Here is a 14416-nt window from a genome sequence, read left to right on the forward strand (position 1 = left end):
TTAGCCATGGCTTCATAGAAGTTCGACGTTCGGGTCAGCCGTCAGCGCGGTCGTCTTGGCTACGGCTTGTCAGAGATATGCCATCGACTCCTCGTCGGTCACCTGCTCGAAGCCCTCGTAGAACTGTCCCACCCCGCGGAACGCGGGCGTCACCCTTGGACAGACCACCTCGTCAGCCTCCGCTTGGAGGTCGTCTATCGTACTCGGCGGTCCTATGGGAACGGCGACGACGACGCACTCGGCACCCCCAAGCAGATTACGGAGTTCGGCTCGGTTGCCTTTCCGAATGCCGACGCCGTCGCCAACTTCGTGAACTTTCGACTCGCCGATGAGACGGGATCGAATCGTCTCTTTCCCGCCCTTGGCCTGATTGGCACGGTCATCGCGATTCCGATAGTTCTCTATCACCTCTATCGCACTGACATCGAGATACTGCTCTGGATTGTCGGTATCTTCGTTTTGCTTTTCTTCCTGGAGTTTCTCTATCTGGAGCGTCACCCGTTCGACCCCGAGTTCGAAGGCGAGGCGTGAGATGCTGCACCTCGACTTGTCGTGAGGTCCTCGAACGAACCCCTTCCGGCAATAGATGTATGCTAACGCGGACCAATAGTGGTCGTATGAGTGTAGAGTCTACCGACCCAGAACCGAATTACCGGCAGTTGTCCGACGACGTGTTCGACAGACGGATTGCCGACCTCTGGGGACGATACGCGAACTGCGACTTGTGCGCATACGAGTGTTACGTAGATCGGACAGCCGGCCGGGAAGGCACCTGCCAAGTCGACGACACCGCCTACGTCTCGTCGTACTTCCCTCATTTCGGCGAAGAGAACTGTCTAAAGGGCCACAACGGAAGTGGCACAATTTTCCTGGCAAACTGTAACATGAAGTGTGTATTCTGCCAAAACTTCGAAACCAGCCACGAGGCCGAAGGCGATCCCGCCACGGCCGAGGACATCGCCGAGATGGCGCTCGAACTCGAGGCGAAGGGCTGTCACAACGTCAATTTTGTATCGCCGACCCATCACTCACCGCATCTAGTGGAGGCGGTCAAAATCGCGAAGGATCGCGGACTCAACCTCCCAATCGTGTGGAACTGCGGCGGGTACGAGCGCGCGGAAATCCTCGAGAAACTCGACGGAATCGTCGACATCTACATGCCCGACGTGAAGTGGTCCGACGATCAGGCGGCGGCGAAGTATTCGAAGGCTCCGAACTACTGGTCGAACGTCACGGAATCGCTTGAAGAGATGCACAGGCAGGTGGGGGACCTACGAATAAACGATATCGGGTTGGCGACTGGCGGCCTCCTAGTGCGCCACCTCGTCATGCCGAATCACCTCGACAATGCAAAACGAGTCGTTGAATTCATCGCCGAGGAACTTTCCGAGCAAACGTTCGTCGATATCATGGCCCAATATCAGCCGTATTACAAAGCCAAAACCGAAGACTTCTACGGAGAAATCAGCCGTCCAATCACCCCGGAGGAGTACGAGGAAGTGGTGACTCACGCTCGGGACACGGGGCTGGAACGACTCTATCTCGACCAGTCGATGCTCTCGGGGCGACCCGGAATCACCGATCTCTTCTAGAGACCTGTCGTGTTACCTTCCTTTCGAAGCCGAGAGCGAAACGAACGTGAGCAGGCGGAAAATCGCAGCTACCAGAAGACGGATGCAGACTGCCCTCTCTTCAGCACATCCGCTGGAACCTATCACTCTTAATGATTTCAACAAGGCCACTACAACAGCAATCGACGGGGCTTCAAGGTAGCGACTCCACCGCCTGTGATTGTCGGCATGTCTCCGAAGACTCCCCGGACGCTGGCCCGAAACGACGGACGTTCGAGTCGCTCGCGTGACCGTCACTCTCCGGTTAGCCACCACCCGTACATCCGCTCCCAGTACTCCGCGTCGGGGTGTTTCTTACTCTGACCGTAGGTCTTTCCTTCGAGTATCTGGCGTTCGATCGCGTTCATTGCGAGGTGGAGTGCGTGGCTCGCGCCGAACCCTTCGTCCGACGCGATGAAGTGGCCCTTGTCGGTGTAGAGACGGATGCGCGCGAGAATGAGCGAGGTTCCGCGGAACTTCTCGTCGTGCTCGTGGAGGTGAATCTTGGCTTCGAGGACGGTCATGTCCCCGTACTTCCGAGCCACGTTCTCGATCATGTCCGCGATTTCCTCGTAGGTGATGTCGTTGACGTGCTCGATGCCGAACACTTGGACGGGGCGGCGCTCTTCGCCCGTCCACGTCAGCGATTCCAGTACGTCGGTCTTGGTGACGATTCCGTCCGGTTCGTCGTCCTCTCCGACGACGACGAGCGACGAGGCCCCGATTTCGAACATCTTCTCGACGCCCTCGTCGAGCGGCTGGTCTGGGCGGATCGTTCCGACGGTCTCGATCATCACGTCGTTGACGGGCAGATCGAGGAGGCGGGTTCGGTCACCTTCTCGGGAACCGAAGCCGCCTCGGCGCGAGCTAGCGGAACTGTCGGAAATCCCGCCCCCGAACGAGTCCGTCCCACCCGGATCGCCGCCTTGACTCTGCTGCACCTCTCGGGTCGTGAAGCCGATGACGTCGTAGAGACTGACGATTCCCACGAGTTCGTCGCCGTCTTCCGTCACAGGAAGGTGGGTGATTCTGTGTTCACGGAAGACGTGAAGCGCCTCGCCGATAGTCCCGTCCGGCTCCATCGTGACGAGCTCGTTGCTGCTAACGTCGTCGACGGAGATGACGTTGAGATAGGGCGTGACCTTCTCAAGTAGGTCGTCGGCCGTCACGACGCCGATCAGCCTCCCTGCATGGTCCTCGACCGGGAGCAGCTTGGCGTCGCCCCCGACCATCAGGCGGGCGACCTCGCGCACGTCTTCGGTCCGTTCGACGGTGGGTGCGTGCCACACCCGGGACTTCGCCTTCTCGTTGGACTGGTGATGCGACGACGCCAGTTGGCGTCGCGTGATGACGCCCTCGGACTCGTCGCCGTCTGTGATTACGACCGCCTTCAGGGACGGGTCCTCGAAAGCCCCGGAGACCTTCGAAATCGGCGCTCCCACGTCAAACTCGGTGTACTCGCTGGTGACTATGTCGGTGATGTCCATCTATTTCCCCGTACGAGTACCTACGCTCTGGAGTATCTAATTAGTATTCCAACCTACTTGAGAACTTCTCCCCTCACGAAATCGGACGAGTCGTCGCTCGTGGCGGGTGAAGAAAGCGATAGAATTCACTAACGGACCGTCAGTGTCGGTTGCTCGGCAGTCCGAATCACGCGTTCGGTGGTGCTTCCGAGGTGAACCTCGCTTGTCCGGCCGTGCGCGCCCAGCGTGAGGAGGTCCACGTCGTTCTCGTCGACGTAGTCGAGGAGTTCCTGTGACGGTCTGCCACGCCGGAACGACGTCTCAACCTCGACGTTAACTTCCCGACCCATCTCGACGATCTCGTCCAGTCCAGCGTTCCCGCTCTCTTTGAGGATGCCGACGATACTCCGCGGAACGTCCTCGAAGACGTACGTATTCGTGTCCACTACGTAGAGTGCGTGAACTGTCGCACCGTACATCTCCGCGATGCCGATTCCCTGCTTGGCGGCGGCCATCGAACCGTCACTACCGTCGGTAGCGACGAGTACGTCGTCGAAGATTCCGTAGTGACTTTCCAAATCGAGGTGGATGTCTTCGCTGAATCGAACCGTCAGCACCGGTACGTCGACGTTTCGGACAACCCTGAGCGTCGTACTACCCAGGTCCGGCCCTCTCCCGCCCCGACCATGTGTGCCCATCGCCACGAGGTCGATGTCGCGCTCATCGACGTAGTCGAATATCTCCTCGTAGGGTGTTCCCTGTCGGATTCCGCGCTCGGTCGTCAGGTCGAATTCGGCGGCCGTCTCGACGACCTCGGCGGTCGCTCGCCGACCGGCCTTCTCCGCCGCGGTCCGCAGTTGCTCGCGCGCATCCGCCTCGGGGACGGCCGCGTACTCGCTCGTGTCGGTCACGTACAGCGCGTGAACCGTCGCGTCGTAGGTTCGTGCCAGTCCGAGCCCGTGATTGGCGGCCTGTTCCGTCTCCGTACTCCCGTCCGTCGGAATGAGAATCTGGTCGTACATGTACTCCCCCTGTCGGCATCTACGTTCCGCGGCGTCAAGTAAGCACGCGACGGGATCACTCTCTGCTCTGGCCGAACGTCTCTTCGCTCCAGACGTAATCGGACGCTTCCTCGCTCCGTTCGAGGTAGTCCTCCAGCATCTCTTGGACGGTTCGACCGAGATTCTGTAACTCGGCGTCTATCATCGAAACCGTGCTGGAATCGAACGATTCAGTCGCGTCCCGCTCGCGCCAGTCGTCCGGAACGCTCGGGGCGTCGTACCGAAGACGGTCGTCGGTGGGGTCCCAGTAGAAGTCGAACGCCTGAAACAGCCCGAGGTCGTCGACGGCCCGAACCTGCTTTTCGTCGAGGTCCGTGTACTCGGCCCACTCATTAAACCCCTCTTTCCACGCACCGTCTTGGAGCCAGTCTTCGAGTGCCTCGCGGTGGAACTCCTCCGACCCGCTCGTCTCTTCCAGCCACTCGAACTCGCGCGGCATGCCTCGGTTCGAGAGGTCCGGTGGTTCTGGAAGGTCCACGTCGAGGGACATACGAGCGCTACGACGGGTAGGGAGTTAAAGCCAGGTGACGGCGCCAGTCGGTCGAAAGCGGTGACCTGGTGGCGGATGTCCCGTCTGGCTTCCGACGACGCGGCGTTTCGGCTCGGTGCTCACGTCTCCATCGGCGGCGGGTTTCGAAGGCCGTCGGAGACTTCCACCCTCGGCGACGACAGCCGTGCGAAGATATACGTAGCCCCCCGTCGTCGACGTGACCGTCAGTCGATGGGTCAGAGAGAGATAACTCGCGTCCGCCGGTCGAAGCAGGAAGCCCGTGACTGGTACAGTACGCTCAGCGACTGGTACGGGACAGTCGTCGCTCCCTTCGAAGCCGAACAGCGCGAAGCAGGTCTGAACCTACTCGACCCGAGCGAGGGCGAACGCGTTCTCGACGTGGGCTCCGGGACCGGCGAGGCACTCGTGTCGCTTTCGGACTCCGTCGGCCACGCCGGACACGCCGTCGGCGTGGACATCGCTGAGGGTATGTGCCGCACAGCGCGGACGAGTATCCGGGCCGCGGGCGTCGGTGACCGCGCCGAGGTAGTCTGCGCGGACGCGACCCGTCTTCCGCTTCGAGACGGATCGATGGACGCGATATTTTCGAGCTTCACGCTCGAACTGTTCGACACGCCCGACATCCCGGTCGTGCTCCGGGAGTGTCGGCGCATTCTCCGACCAGGGGGCCGCCTGTGCGTCGTCTCCCTTTCGAAGCGACGTGCGGGACTCGCGACGCAGATCTACGAGCGCCTGCACACGCTGTTCCCGCGACATCTCGACTGTCGGCCGATATTCGTCCGCGAGGCGGTACGGGACGCGGGCTTTCGCGTCCAGAGCGCCGAAGACGAGGAGATGTGGGGTCTCTCCATCGAACTCGTGCTAGCACGGGCGTCGTAAGAACGGCCGTCGCGACCTGCACACCGCTCGGACCTCCGTCCATCCGAGAATATAACACCGACTCCGTCGTACCCCGTCCGAGTAACGATGACAGAAGACACGTCCGTGACGTTCCAGCAACTGACCGACATCGAAGCCGACTCACCGACGCTCATCGAGGGACTCCCCGGCCACGGCCTCGTCGCCTCCATTGCAGTCGACCAGATAACCGAACAACTAGGCCTCCAGTACCACGGCAACATCCAGTCGACGGAGTTCCCGCCGGTCACGACCTTCGAGGACGGTCGCGTCAGGGAACCCGTTCGGGTGTACGCCGGTTCCGAGCCACCCATGATGACGCTCCAGAGCGACGTCGCCATCCAACCGAACGCCTTCGACGCGCTCGGCCGGTGCGTCATCGAGACCCTCACCGACGAGTTCGACCGGGCGATTTTCCTCGCTGGAGCACCGGCACAGAGCGAGGAGGAACACGGCGACGTGGTCGGCGTAGCGACGACGGACGACGTCGAGGTCGCGCTCGACGCCGCCGACATCGAACTCGCACACGGTTCCGGCATGGTCGCCGGCGTGACCGGCTCGCTCGTTCACGACTGCTATCAGGCGGATATCCCGACCGCACTACTCGTCGTGCAGGCTAACCCCTACCTTCCCGACCCGAACGCCGCCCGGTCGGTCATCGAGAACGCGCTCGAACCGCTCGTGGACTTCGACATCGACACGACAAAACTCGCGAAGCAGGGCGAGAAAATCCAACAGCGAAAGCAACAGATCGCCGAACAGCTACAGCAAATGTACCAGCAGCAACAACCGCAGGACCAGCGAACGCCGTCGCAGCCGAGCATGTATCAGTAGTCGACGCTGTGGTCAGAGCAGGCTCGACCCTCGTATTCCACGGGTAGTCGGGAAGCGGACGACCGGTACTTCGCAAACGGTACGATTCCCACGGAGCGCCCAACAGCCGATGAGACTTTTGAGGGTCGTCGGTGTAGGTGGCGAAAGACCATGGCCATCAGTCACGAGCTTACCGAGATTCGCCAGACTATGGAAGACGAACTCGACCCGAAAGCGGAACGCGAAGCCGAACGGACGGGAAAGTCGCGCTGGAACGTGTACGAGAAGACGCTGCGAACGGTCGAGCGAACCGCTGAACCGCGCGCGATGCGGGATCTGTCTGCGTGGATCAAAAACGTGATTCGAGAACGCGGGGAACTCCCGGCCGGCGAGGAGGTTCGCGAAGAAGGGCGGCGCGTCTGTCGCGACCTGGACTACGAAGTCGAACCGGACTCGTGGTTGCATCCTTAGCGCAGGGGCTAACGCGTCCTCGTTCTCCGAGTATTCCAGGGACGACGGTCTTTCGCCATCACGAGTCTTCGTCCGCGCCACGACAACTGCCAGTCACGGTTAAGAGGGGAAAATACCGAACGTGAAGGCGTCACGGTGAGTTCCGAGTAGCCCGAATTCCGACGAACGAGCCGTTACCGTATCCGGAGTGTATCGGTTCACGCTCGTCTATCTCGTCCAGTTCGTGATAGATAGTCTGGACGAACTCGAAGTCGGTGAATCCGGCGGCTTCCAAGTCGGCGACCAGTTCGTCGGTCGAGACGAACACCGCGTCCCTGTAGAAGGGATTCTCGTCCTGTAGCTCCTGATACAACTGTCCGAGCGGACTATTCTTGTCGATGTACCCGATGACGAGCGTCCCGTCCGGCCCCAGAATCCGATCAACTTCGGATAGCGTTGCCGGGATATCGTCCACGAAACAGATGGTCGTCACGATGAGCGCGACGTCGAACGCGTCGTCTTTGAGCGGAAGCGCCTCGGCGACGCCCTCGACCACGTCGATGCCCCGGTCCCGCGCGCGGGCTAGCATCCGTTCCGAGGGGTCGACGCCGACAGCCATCCCGAGGGGCGCGGCGAAACGACCACTCCCGACCCCGATTTCGACGCCGTAGTCGGACGACGATAGTAAGCGACGAAGCGCCGCCAGTTCCGACTCGTAGGCGTGCTCGTACTCATCGAACCACTGCTCGTACCGTTCGGTGTGCTTCTCGAACGGTTCCACCTTCGGCATACTTCATCGTTTGCCTGCCTCACTCTTCGTCCTGTCGGGCGTTTCAGCGACGAAACGGCGGTCCTGCAGATGCTTCATCGGTGGCTCCGTAGTCGCATGGCCGTCGACTTCGATTCAGACCACTCCGGACAGACGTTCAGCTTCGACATAAGGGTTTTCGACATCAAGTGACCTCACGTCTGAGTTCGGCCTGGCGTCGGAGAACACGTACTCATTTGTGCATGGGAATCGGAATATGCTGACGCCCGAGAGAAGCCCCGGGTCCCTCGTCCCGTGACGGAGGAGCGGACGATGAAACGAACGGTGACTAGAAACGAAGGCGGAGGCTGAGGTCCACGGTGCTCGAAGGCTACACGCGGGAGGAGATTGCATATCTGATGGAGCGACAGGACGCGAACGTCACGTCGTCGGTAAGTAGCGAGACGGACTATCCGGTCGTGGGCAAGAGCTCCAGCGGGTCGAAGAGCGAAGCAGCCGAGGACCTGAACGTCAAGCGGATGAGCACCGACGAGTTCCGCGAATAATTCCCGAGCGAACGCGAGTAACACGACCACATGCCGGACTCTTATCCCCCCGCGTCGGTGAAGGATCTCGCGCCGAAAGCAGCCATCTGGCTCGGTGTCCTCGTAGCACTGGCGCTGTTCCTATTCGCAGCGCGCCTGCTCGGGGCTGCTACCGAGGCGTTCTCTCCAGTCGTCGAACTGTATCTAGATCGAATCGTGACCAGCGATTCCTCGGCCCTCGGTGTCAGTTGGTTGGCGGCCTACGGATTGATGAACGGCTCGGTCGTGGCAGCAGTATCAGTGGCGTTTTTCCACGCGGAACTCGTCTCGCCAACGCAGTTCTTCCTGTTAGTCGTGGTAGGCCGGCTCGGCGCGTCTGGTGTAATCGTGCTCATCGGGGGACTGGAGTTCCTCCAGGAGCGTCAGGGGTCGGTCATGGAGTCGGTGAGTATGGGCATTCTCTCGTTTCTCGTGACCCAGACGATCTACCTTCCTGCGACCGCAGTGGGGTACATTACGCTCGATTGGCTTCTCTCGACGTTCCCGGCGGTCGAGTTGGCCGACGACAGCGGGGGAGCGAAAAGCATGAACGGAACCGCAACCGACGCGCTCGTCGACTACCTCGGTGCCGCTCCGACGTTTCTACTGGCCGTGGTCCTACTGTTCCTCAGCCTCCGGCTTTTCGACGCCGTCCTCGACAAGGTCGACACTGAACAACTCCGGCACCATTTTCGCGACAAGTTCGAAAGCAGGTGGTTCCCGTTCGTCCTGGGTCTCGTCGTTACCGTGGTGACGGCGAGCATCGTCTTTTCAGTGGGTATCGTCGTCCCCCTGTACAATCGCGACACGGTGGATCTCGACGACATCGTCCCGTACATTATGGGTGCGAATATCAGTACGTTCGTCGATACAGTCATCGTCGGCGTCGCGCTCGGGGCAGCCGACGCCCTGATCGTAGTCACGTGGTTCATAGTAGTTCTCGCGCTCGTCACCGGCCTCGCTCTCGCGTTCTATCGACCGTACTTCACGTTCGTCGAGACCTTGTTGACACATACCGTCGAGAACCGCGTCGTCTTCTTCGCCTTCTTCGTGCTAGTGGTAGCCGTCCCTGGTCTCCTCATTTTCGTCCAGTAGGCGGCCCCGTCTTGCCACCATTCTAATACAGCATTTTACGATTCATGCGATAGCTCACCAGTCCGATTACTGCCCTGACATCTTCCACGGCTAATCGAACAGGTTCGAATTACGCGTCTCGGTCGGAGGACTCACCCGAAGTGGTTTCGGGTTCGGTCTCACTTTCAGCCTCGGATTGCGGGCCGCCACCGGTTTGTACCTCTTCGGCCTCACCCCACCCCCCGGCATCAACGACCTTGAACAGCTTACCCCAGCTCTCGTCATCCTCGCTCTCCGGAAGCTGGTCGCGTAACTGCTGGAAGTCGGACAGCGGGACCTGGGTGCGTACGAGATCCGTGATGACCTGGGCGTGGTAGGCTGCTTCCGGTCGGTCAGCGTGCTCGATTTCGCTGACGCGCGAGACGAACTCGCGCCAGTCGAATCGCTCGCCGTGTTCGTGGACGGCACCGGTCATATACCACTTGATCTCCATCGGGAGTGAGGCGGCGAGATCCTCGGCTGCTCCCTCCGGAATGCGCTGGCCCAGGGTCATCAACGTCGCTCGAATCGCACGTACCGTCTCACCGGTAGCTGGTAGTTCGAGGCGGTGCTGCACTTGGCCCGTGAACTCATCGTAATTCATGATTCCCCCTTCTCTTAACGGCCTGCTAGAGTATAAATCCACGACGTTCGATCAACCGGACGGACGACGAGTGTATGCAGCAAATTACCTCATCTTCACATCCTCCTCCGCGTGAACGCGGAGGAATCTCGAGCGGTGGGAGTTTCAGGGCTGCAACCACGGATGTCGCCACTTCACGGGAGTACCCCATCTAAATGCGGAATTCTCTGCTTGAAGAAAGAGAGATTTCCGTAGCTACTGATTCACTCAGGTTGCCGAACCGTCATCACGGGAACTGGTGAGGTGCGCACTGTTTTTTCGGCAACGCTCCCAAGGAGGTATCGCTCGATGCCACTGCGTCCGTGGGTTCCCATTACGACGAGATCGATGTCGAGCTCTTCGACGTAGGAACGAATCCCGCGATAGGGGTTCCCGTGTTCTATCGCGGTTTCGACCGCAGACACGGATGCCTGAGTAGCTTGCTCCTCGATAGTTTCTACCGCTGACTGTGCCGATTCTTCGAGCGCATCAAGGATTGCACCCGAACCGACATCAGTTCCCATCGCCATCGTATCGATGACAGAGAGAGCATGTATGCGAGCATCGTAGGTGCTGGCAATATCGACAGCGGGGCCAATAGCGGCCTCAGCCCCCTCGCTTCCGTCGGTCGGGACCAAGATGTCGGTGTAGGGGTACGTGATTTCACCGTCGTCTTTCGCTTTGACTGTCAACACTGGCACATTCGATAGCCGGACAACCTTCTCGGTGACGCTCCCGAGAAGATACCGTTCGACACCGGTTCGGCCGTGAGTCCCCATGACGATGAGATCGATGTCCTGCTCAGAAGTGTACGTGAGGATTGCCTTGTGTGGAATGTCAGTACGGACTGCTTGTTCGACTGGGATGCCGCTCTCAGAAAGTTCGTTGTGGGCTCTCGCTACGAGATCCACACGCTCGTTCTTGATTTGGTCGTGCTGTGGGACATTTTCGAGTGTCCTGGAATCGGCCACACTTAGTGTGTGTACGCGTGCTTCGTAGCGTGTCGCTAGATCTTCTGCATAACCGACAGCCGCCTGCGCACAGTCACTTCCGTCGGTCGGGACGAGGATGTTGTCGAACATAGGCAGATAGTAGTGGGTTTGTCCGGAGGCCACATGAAGGATGGGAGGAGATTGCCACAAGCGATTGGCCTTATATTAAATATATGATGGTTAAATATACTCAGATTGCTGAATACATCCTCTGTCTCTCGTACACTGTGACTACTAGTAGTTGAGGGGCTTGGTTAGACAGTGCTACATAGAAGGCGCGTACCTTGCACACCGCCTTTGTGAAAAACGGCGTTACTGACAGTCGTCCTCGTGTTCGGGGTTGTCAACGACATCAAGTGTTCCGGGCTCTTAGCCGAGCGCGCTCGGAATCGTGGATTCCTGGCCGCAGATTGTTCACCGTCGATCACTGAAAACGAGGGGTATCTGTAGAAGAAGCCGATGCTTTGAGCATTACACCGCTCGAATCCTCGTTGGCCACGACCCGGTCAGCTTGCCGCCACGACTTCTATTATCGTTGGTGTCGATTTCGCGATATGCGATTAGTCGAGATCAGCGTCCCGATTGGTGAACAGGAAGCAGTAATCAACACGCTTGAAGACGAGGAGATCGATTACTATCTAACCGACGAAACGAGTGCTCGAAGGGGAACAGAAGATTATGCAGCGATCGTCACGTTTCCACTCCCCCGAAACGCCGTCGAGCCGATCATCGACGACCTTCGTGATGCTGGACTAAGTCAGGATGCACACGTTATCATCAGCGATGTCGAGGTCGACCTTTCTCGGCGGTTTGAGCGACTGATGAAACGGTATGCCAAAGAATCAAGCTGGCAGATCCGGATCTCCCGTGAGGAAATCCTCATCCGGGCGCGTGAACTCTCGCCGGGTCTACAGACGTTTCTTGTGCTGACGGTCATCAGTGCTGTCGTCGCGACGGCGGGGTTGCTCCTCGATTCCGCCGCGGTCGTCGTCGGGGCGATGGTCATCGCCCCACTCGTCGGGCCAGCACTTTCGGCCAGCGTTGGAACAATTCTCGATGATCCTGCGATGTTCCGTCGTGGCGTCTGGCTGCAGTTCGTGGGTGTCGTCCTTTCGATAGCAAGCGCCGCCGCGTTCACCCTTCTCATCCGTTTGGTCCCACTGTTTCCACCTGGGCGGGATATCACGCGAATTGCGGAGGTTAGCGGTCGTATCTCGCCCGACATACTCTCCCTGATCATCGCTCTTGGGGCCGGAGCAGCAGGCATTCTCAGCCTTTCGTCTGGTGTCTCGGCCGCGCTCGTCGGTGTCATGATTGCTGCTGCGCTCATCCCACCTGCCGCTGCTGCTGGTATCAGCATCGCGTGGGGTGAGCCGTTCGCCGCTATCAGTGCGAGCGTGCTCGTCCTCGTCAACGTACTCGCAATCAACCTTTCGGCACTCGTGACCCTGCGGTACATCGGCTATCGTCCGAAAAATTGGTTTAAACTCGAACACTCACGAAGTACAACGACTAAGCGTGTCGTCGTTCTCCTCGTTCTAATCGCTCTATTGTCGGTTTTTCTCGGTGGCATCACCCTCTCGTCAGTGCAGGACGCCCAGTTCGAGCGGAACGTTCGAACGATTACCGACGAGACGCTCGACCAACCACAATATGAAGGAATCGAACGCATCGAGATGGATTTTTTCTACGTGGGCACCTCACTCTTGCTTCCACAGGAGGTTCGGCCGCTGGATTTCCCGGCCCATCAGCCACGCCGCGTCGTCGTCACTGTCGGGACACCGTCCGATCGGTCGTATCCGGCCTTAGCTGAGCAGCTTCGCACACGAATTCGGAGCACAACAGGACACGATGTGTCTATACAGGTTCGGTACGTCGAGATCGACGAAGCAGGGTGATCAAAAGATCGGAGGTCATACACAACGAGTCTGTCACCACTCCGTGATGCAGTCTCCTTCCCAGACGGTCGTCATGGCCCGAGGTTCACCGGCGGTACGAGGCGGATGCCACGGGGGTTGCCCCCGTGGAGGAAGCCGATACTCGATGACGCTAACCACGGTCGATGACAAGATCGACTCCCACATCACACGTAAATTTTTTTTAGTCATCAACCGTAAATGTGAATCACGGATGGACGACGCGCCACGACGCACCGTGCCCATCAAACTCGACGTACCCGAGGAGCGTCATGGCGACCTCCATCAAACCAAAGAACAATTCCTGTACTGCGCTAACCGCACGAGCGAGTGGGCGTGGCGCTACGACAACTACTGCATCACCAGCAAGAGCAAGGCCGAAGACGCCCTCTACGACGAGTTGCGCGAGGAAACCGACCTCACCGCCAACCTCGTCCAGAAAGGCATCCGACGCGCCATCGAAGCCGTCACAGGCGGCGTCGAGAAGTTGAAGCAAGGAGAGAAGACCAGTCAGCCCTACTTTGACTCGTGGAGCGTGGTGTACGACAAACGCTCTGCGTCGTTCAACGACGGCCACGCCACGCTCTCCACGCCAAACGGCAGAGTCACCGCTGAATACGTCCTCCCGCCTGACGGTGAGCGCGGGGACACGCCGTTCGGACAGTACTACGAGAGCGACGACTGGGATGCGTCAAATGCCACGCTCCAGTACGACGAGCAGGACGACACATTCTACCTGCACGTCACGCTGAAGAATCCTGACTACGAGGGTGACGGAACGGAACGCCAAGCAGCCAGCCACGATGATGATGGTGCCGAGAACGGAGTGGTTCTCGGTGTTGACCTGAACGTGACTGGCGCGTTCGCCGTTACCTCTACAGGCGCATTTATCGGAAGCGCGGACTACCTCACCTACAAGCGCGACCAGTACGAAAAGCGCCGCGCACACCTCCAACAAACGGGTACACGGTCGGCCCGCCTCACGATTCAGTCCATCGGAAGCAAGTTCAGCGATTGGTCGTTGGACTGGCTCCACAACCGCGCCAACGACCTCATCGAAGAAGCCCAGTCTGCTGACGCTGACGGTATCGTTTTCGAGAACCTCGACCACCTCCGCGAGAACATCGCCAACGGGTCGAAGTTCCAGCAGTGGGCCTACGCGAAGTTCGTGGAACTCGGCGAGTACAAAGTGGAATCTACCGAGTTGTTCGTGGACTTCGTGAATCCTGCGTATACGAGTCAGCGGTGCTCGCACTGCGGGTTTACCCACGAGAACAACCGCGACGACAAGCAGTTCGCGTGTCAGGACTGTGGGTACGAGGTGAACACGGATTACAACGCGGCGAAGAACGTTGCGAACCGATACTCTCAGTACATCCATCGCGGGCAGACGTCTCGCGGTGGATGGGCCACCAGTCAACTGGCCCTCAAGTCAGGGACGCTGAACGTGAACGGCGACTACACGCCTGCCGAGTTACTCGGGTAGAACGGGAGTCCACTGACAAGCCTCGGGGCGTGACCCCGAGGCGGTTGACAGGGTGACCCATTCAACATTGCGCGTAGTGGCCCTCAAGGGGTGTCGGTGTACCGGACGAGTTCGTTCAGGCGCTGAACATACTCCGTCTGACTATCG

Annotated in this window: 15 protein-coding genes; 8 read left to right on the forward strand and 7 right to left on the reverse strand. The window is 59.3% G+C overall.

Annotated elements, in window-relative coordinates; all coding sequences use genetic code 11:
- Window positions 1-69: 69 nt before the first annotated feature.
- On the reverse strand, window positions 70-498 hold the full coding sequence (locus ACRYA2_RS14425) for a hypothetical protein (RefSeq protein WP_433629393.1): 429 nt from the start codon (window positions 496-498) through the stop codon (window positions 70-72).
- A gap of 161 nt (window positions 499-659) precedes the next feature.
- On the opposite strand from ACRYA2_RS14425, the gene ACRYA2_RS14430 reads away from it, so the two are divergent.
- A complete protein-coding gene (locus ACRYA2_RS14430) occupies window positions 660-1592 on the forward strand; it encodes a radical SAM protein (protein ID WP_433629395.1) in 933 nt (310 codons plus the stop codon).
- 272 nt (window positions 1593-1864) lie between these two features.
- Here the strand turns inward: ACRYA2_RS14430 and ACRYA2_RS14435 are convergent, their stop codons facing one another.
- The 3 genes from ACRYA2_RS14435 to ACRYA2_RS14445 form a co-directional block, all read right to left on the reverse strand.
- The gene (locus ACRYA2_RS14435) at window positions 1865-3097 is read right to left on the reverse strand and encodes a CBS domain-containing protein (protein ID WP_433629398.1); all 1233 of its coding nucleotides are present in this window, start codon (window positions 3095-3097) and stop codon (window positions 1865-1867) included.
- A gap of 128 nt (window positions 3098-3225) precedes the next feature.
- Complete coding sequence (locus ACRYA2_RS14440; RefSeq protein WP_433629401.1) at window positions 3226-4098, reverse strand: universal stress protein; 873 nt, start codon at window positions 4096-4098, stop codon at window positions 3226-3228.
- 55 nt (window positions 4099-4153) lie between these two features.
- Complete coding sequence (locus ACRYA2_RS14445) at window positions 4154-4627, reverse strand: DUF7992 family protein (RefSeq protein WP_433629404.1); 474 nt, start codon at window positions 4625-4627, stop codon at window positions 4154-4156.
- Window positions 4628-4858: 231 nt separating this feature from the next.
- Between ACRYA2_RS14445 and ACRYA2_RS14450 the strand changes: the two genes are divergently transcribed.
- From ACRYA2_RS14450 to ACRYA2_RS14460, 3 genes are all read left to right on the forward strand, one after another.
- Entirely contained in the window at window positions 4859-5527 is a 669-nt protein-coding gene (locus tag ACRYA2_RS14450) for a class I SAM-dependent methyltransferase (RefSeq protein WP_433629407.1), read from the forward strand.
- A gap of 87 nt (window positions 5528-5614) precedes the next feature.
- Window positions 5615-6379 (forward strand): proteasome assembly chaperone family protein, encoded by a 765-nt coding sequence (locus tag ACRYA2_RS14455; protein WP_433629410.1) that lies wholly within the window; start codon window positions 5615-5617, stop codon window positions 6377-6379.
- 150 nt (window positions 6380-6529) lie between these two features.
- On the forward strand, window positions 6530-6829 hold the full coding sequence (locus ACRYA2_RS14460; RefSeq protein WP_433629412.1) for a hypothetical protein: 300 nt from the start codon (window positions 6530-6532) through the stop codon (window positions 6827-6829).
- A gap of 130 nt (window positions 6830-6959) precedes the next feature.
- Here the strand turns inward: ACRYA2_RS14460 and ACRYA2_RS14465 are convergent, their stop codons facing one another.
- Window positions 6960-7598: a class I SAM-dependent methyltransferase gene (locus ACRYA2_RS14465; RefSeq protein ID WP_433629414.1), complete on the reverse strand. Its 639-nt coding sequence runs from the start codon at window positions 7596-7598 to the stop codon at window positions 6960-6962.
- 338 nt (window positions 7599-7936) lie between these two features.
- Here ACRYA2_RS14465 and ACRYA2_RS14470 point away from each other — a divergent pair, with 338 nt between their 5' ends.
- Together ACRYA2_RS14470 and ACRYA2_RS14475 are read left to right on the forward strand one after the other, a co-directional pair.
- Entirely contained in the window at window positions 7937-8122 is a 186-nt protein-coding gene (locus tag ACRYA2_RS14470) for a BRCT domain-containing protein (protein ID WP_433629416.1), read from the forward strand.
- A gap of 57 nt (window positions 8123-8179) precedes the next feature.
- On the forward strand, window positions 8180-9235 hold the full coding sequence (locus tag ACRYA2_RS14475; RefSeq protein WP_433629419.1) for a sodium:phosphate symporter: 1056 nt from the start codon (window positions 8180-8182) through the stop codon (window positions 9233-9235).
- A gap of 109 nt (window positions 9236-9344) precedes the next feature.
- Here the strand turns inward: ACRYA2_RS14475 and ACRYA2_RS14480 are convergent, their stop codons facing one another.
- Together ACRYA2_RS14480 and ACRYA2_RS14485 are read right to left on the reverse strand one after the other, a co-directional pair.
- Window positions 9345-9857: a DUF2267 domain-containing protein gene (locus ACRYA2_RS14480; RefSeq protein WP_433629422.1), complete on the reverse strand. Its 513-nt coding sequence runs from the start codon at window positions 9855-9857 to the stop codon at window positions 9345-9347.
- Window positions 9858-10099: 242 nt separating this feature from the next.
- Window positions 10100-10957: a universal stress protein gene (locus tag ACRYA2_RS14485; protein ID WP_433629424.1), complete on the reverse strand. Its 858-nt coding sequence runs from the start codon at window positions 10955-10957 to the stop codon at window positions 10100-10102.
- A 464-nt stretch (window positions 10958-11421) separates the two neighbouring features.
- Here ACRYA2_RS14485 and ACRYA2_RS14490 point away from each other — a divergent pair, with 464 nt between their 5' ends.
- Together ACRYA2_RS14490 and ACRYA2_RS14495 are read left to right on the forward strand one after the other, a co-directional pair.
- On the forward strand, window positions 11422-12765 hold the full coding sequence (locus tag ACRYA2_RS14490) for a TIGR00341 family protein (RefSeq protein ID WP_433629426.1): 1344 nt from the start codon (window positions 11422-11424) through the stop codon (window positions 12763-12765).
- A 232-nt stretch (window positions 12766-12997) separates the two neighbouring features.
- Window positions 12998-14269 carry an RNA-guided endonuclease InsQ/TnpB family protein gene (locus ACRYA2_RS14495; RefSeq protein ID WP_433629428.1) on the forward strand — a complete coding sequence of 424 codons (1272 nt, stop codon included), beginning with the start codon at window positions 12998-13000 and terminating at the stop codon, window positions 14267-14269.
- The last annotated feature ends 147 nt before the right edge of the window (window positions 14270-14416 follow it).

The organism is Halomicrococcus pelagicus (assembly GCF_050954125.1).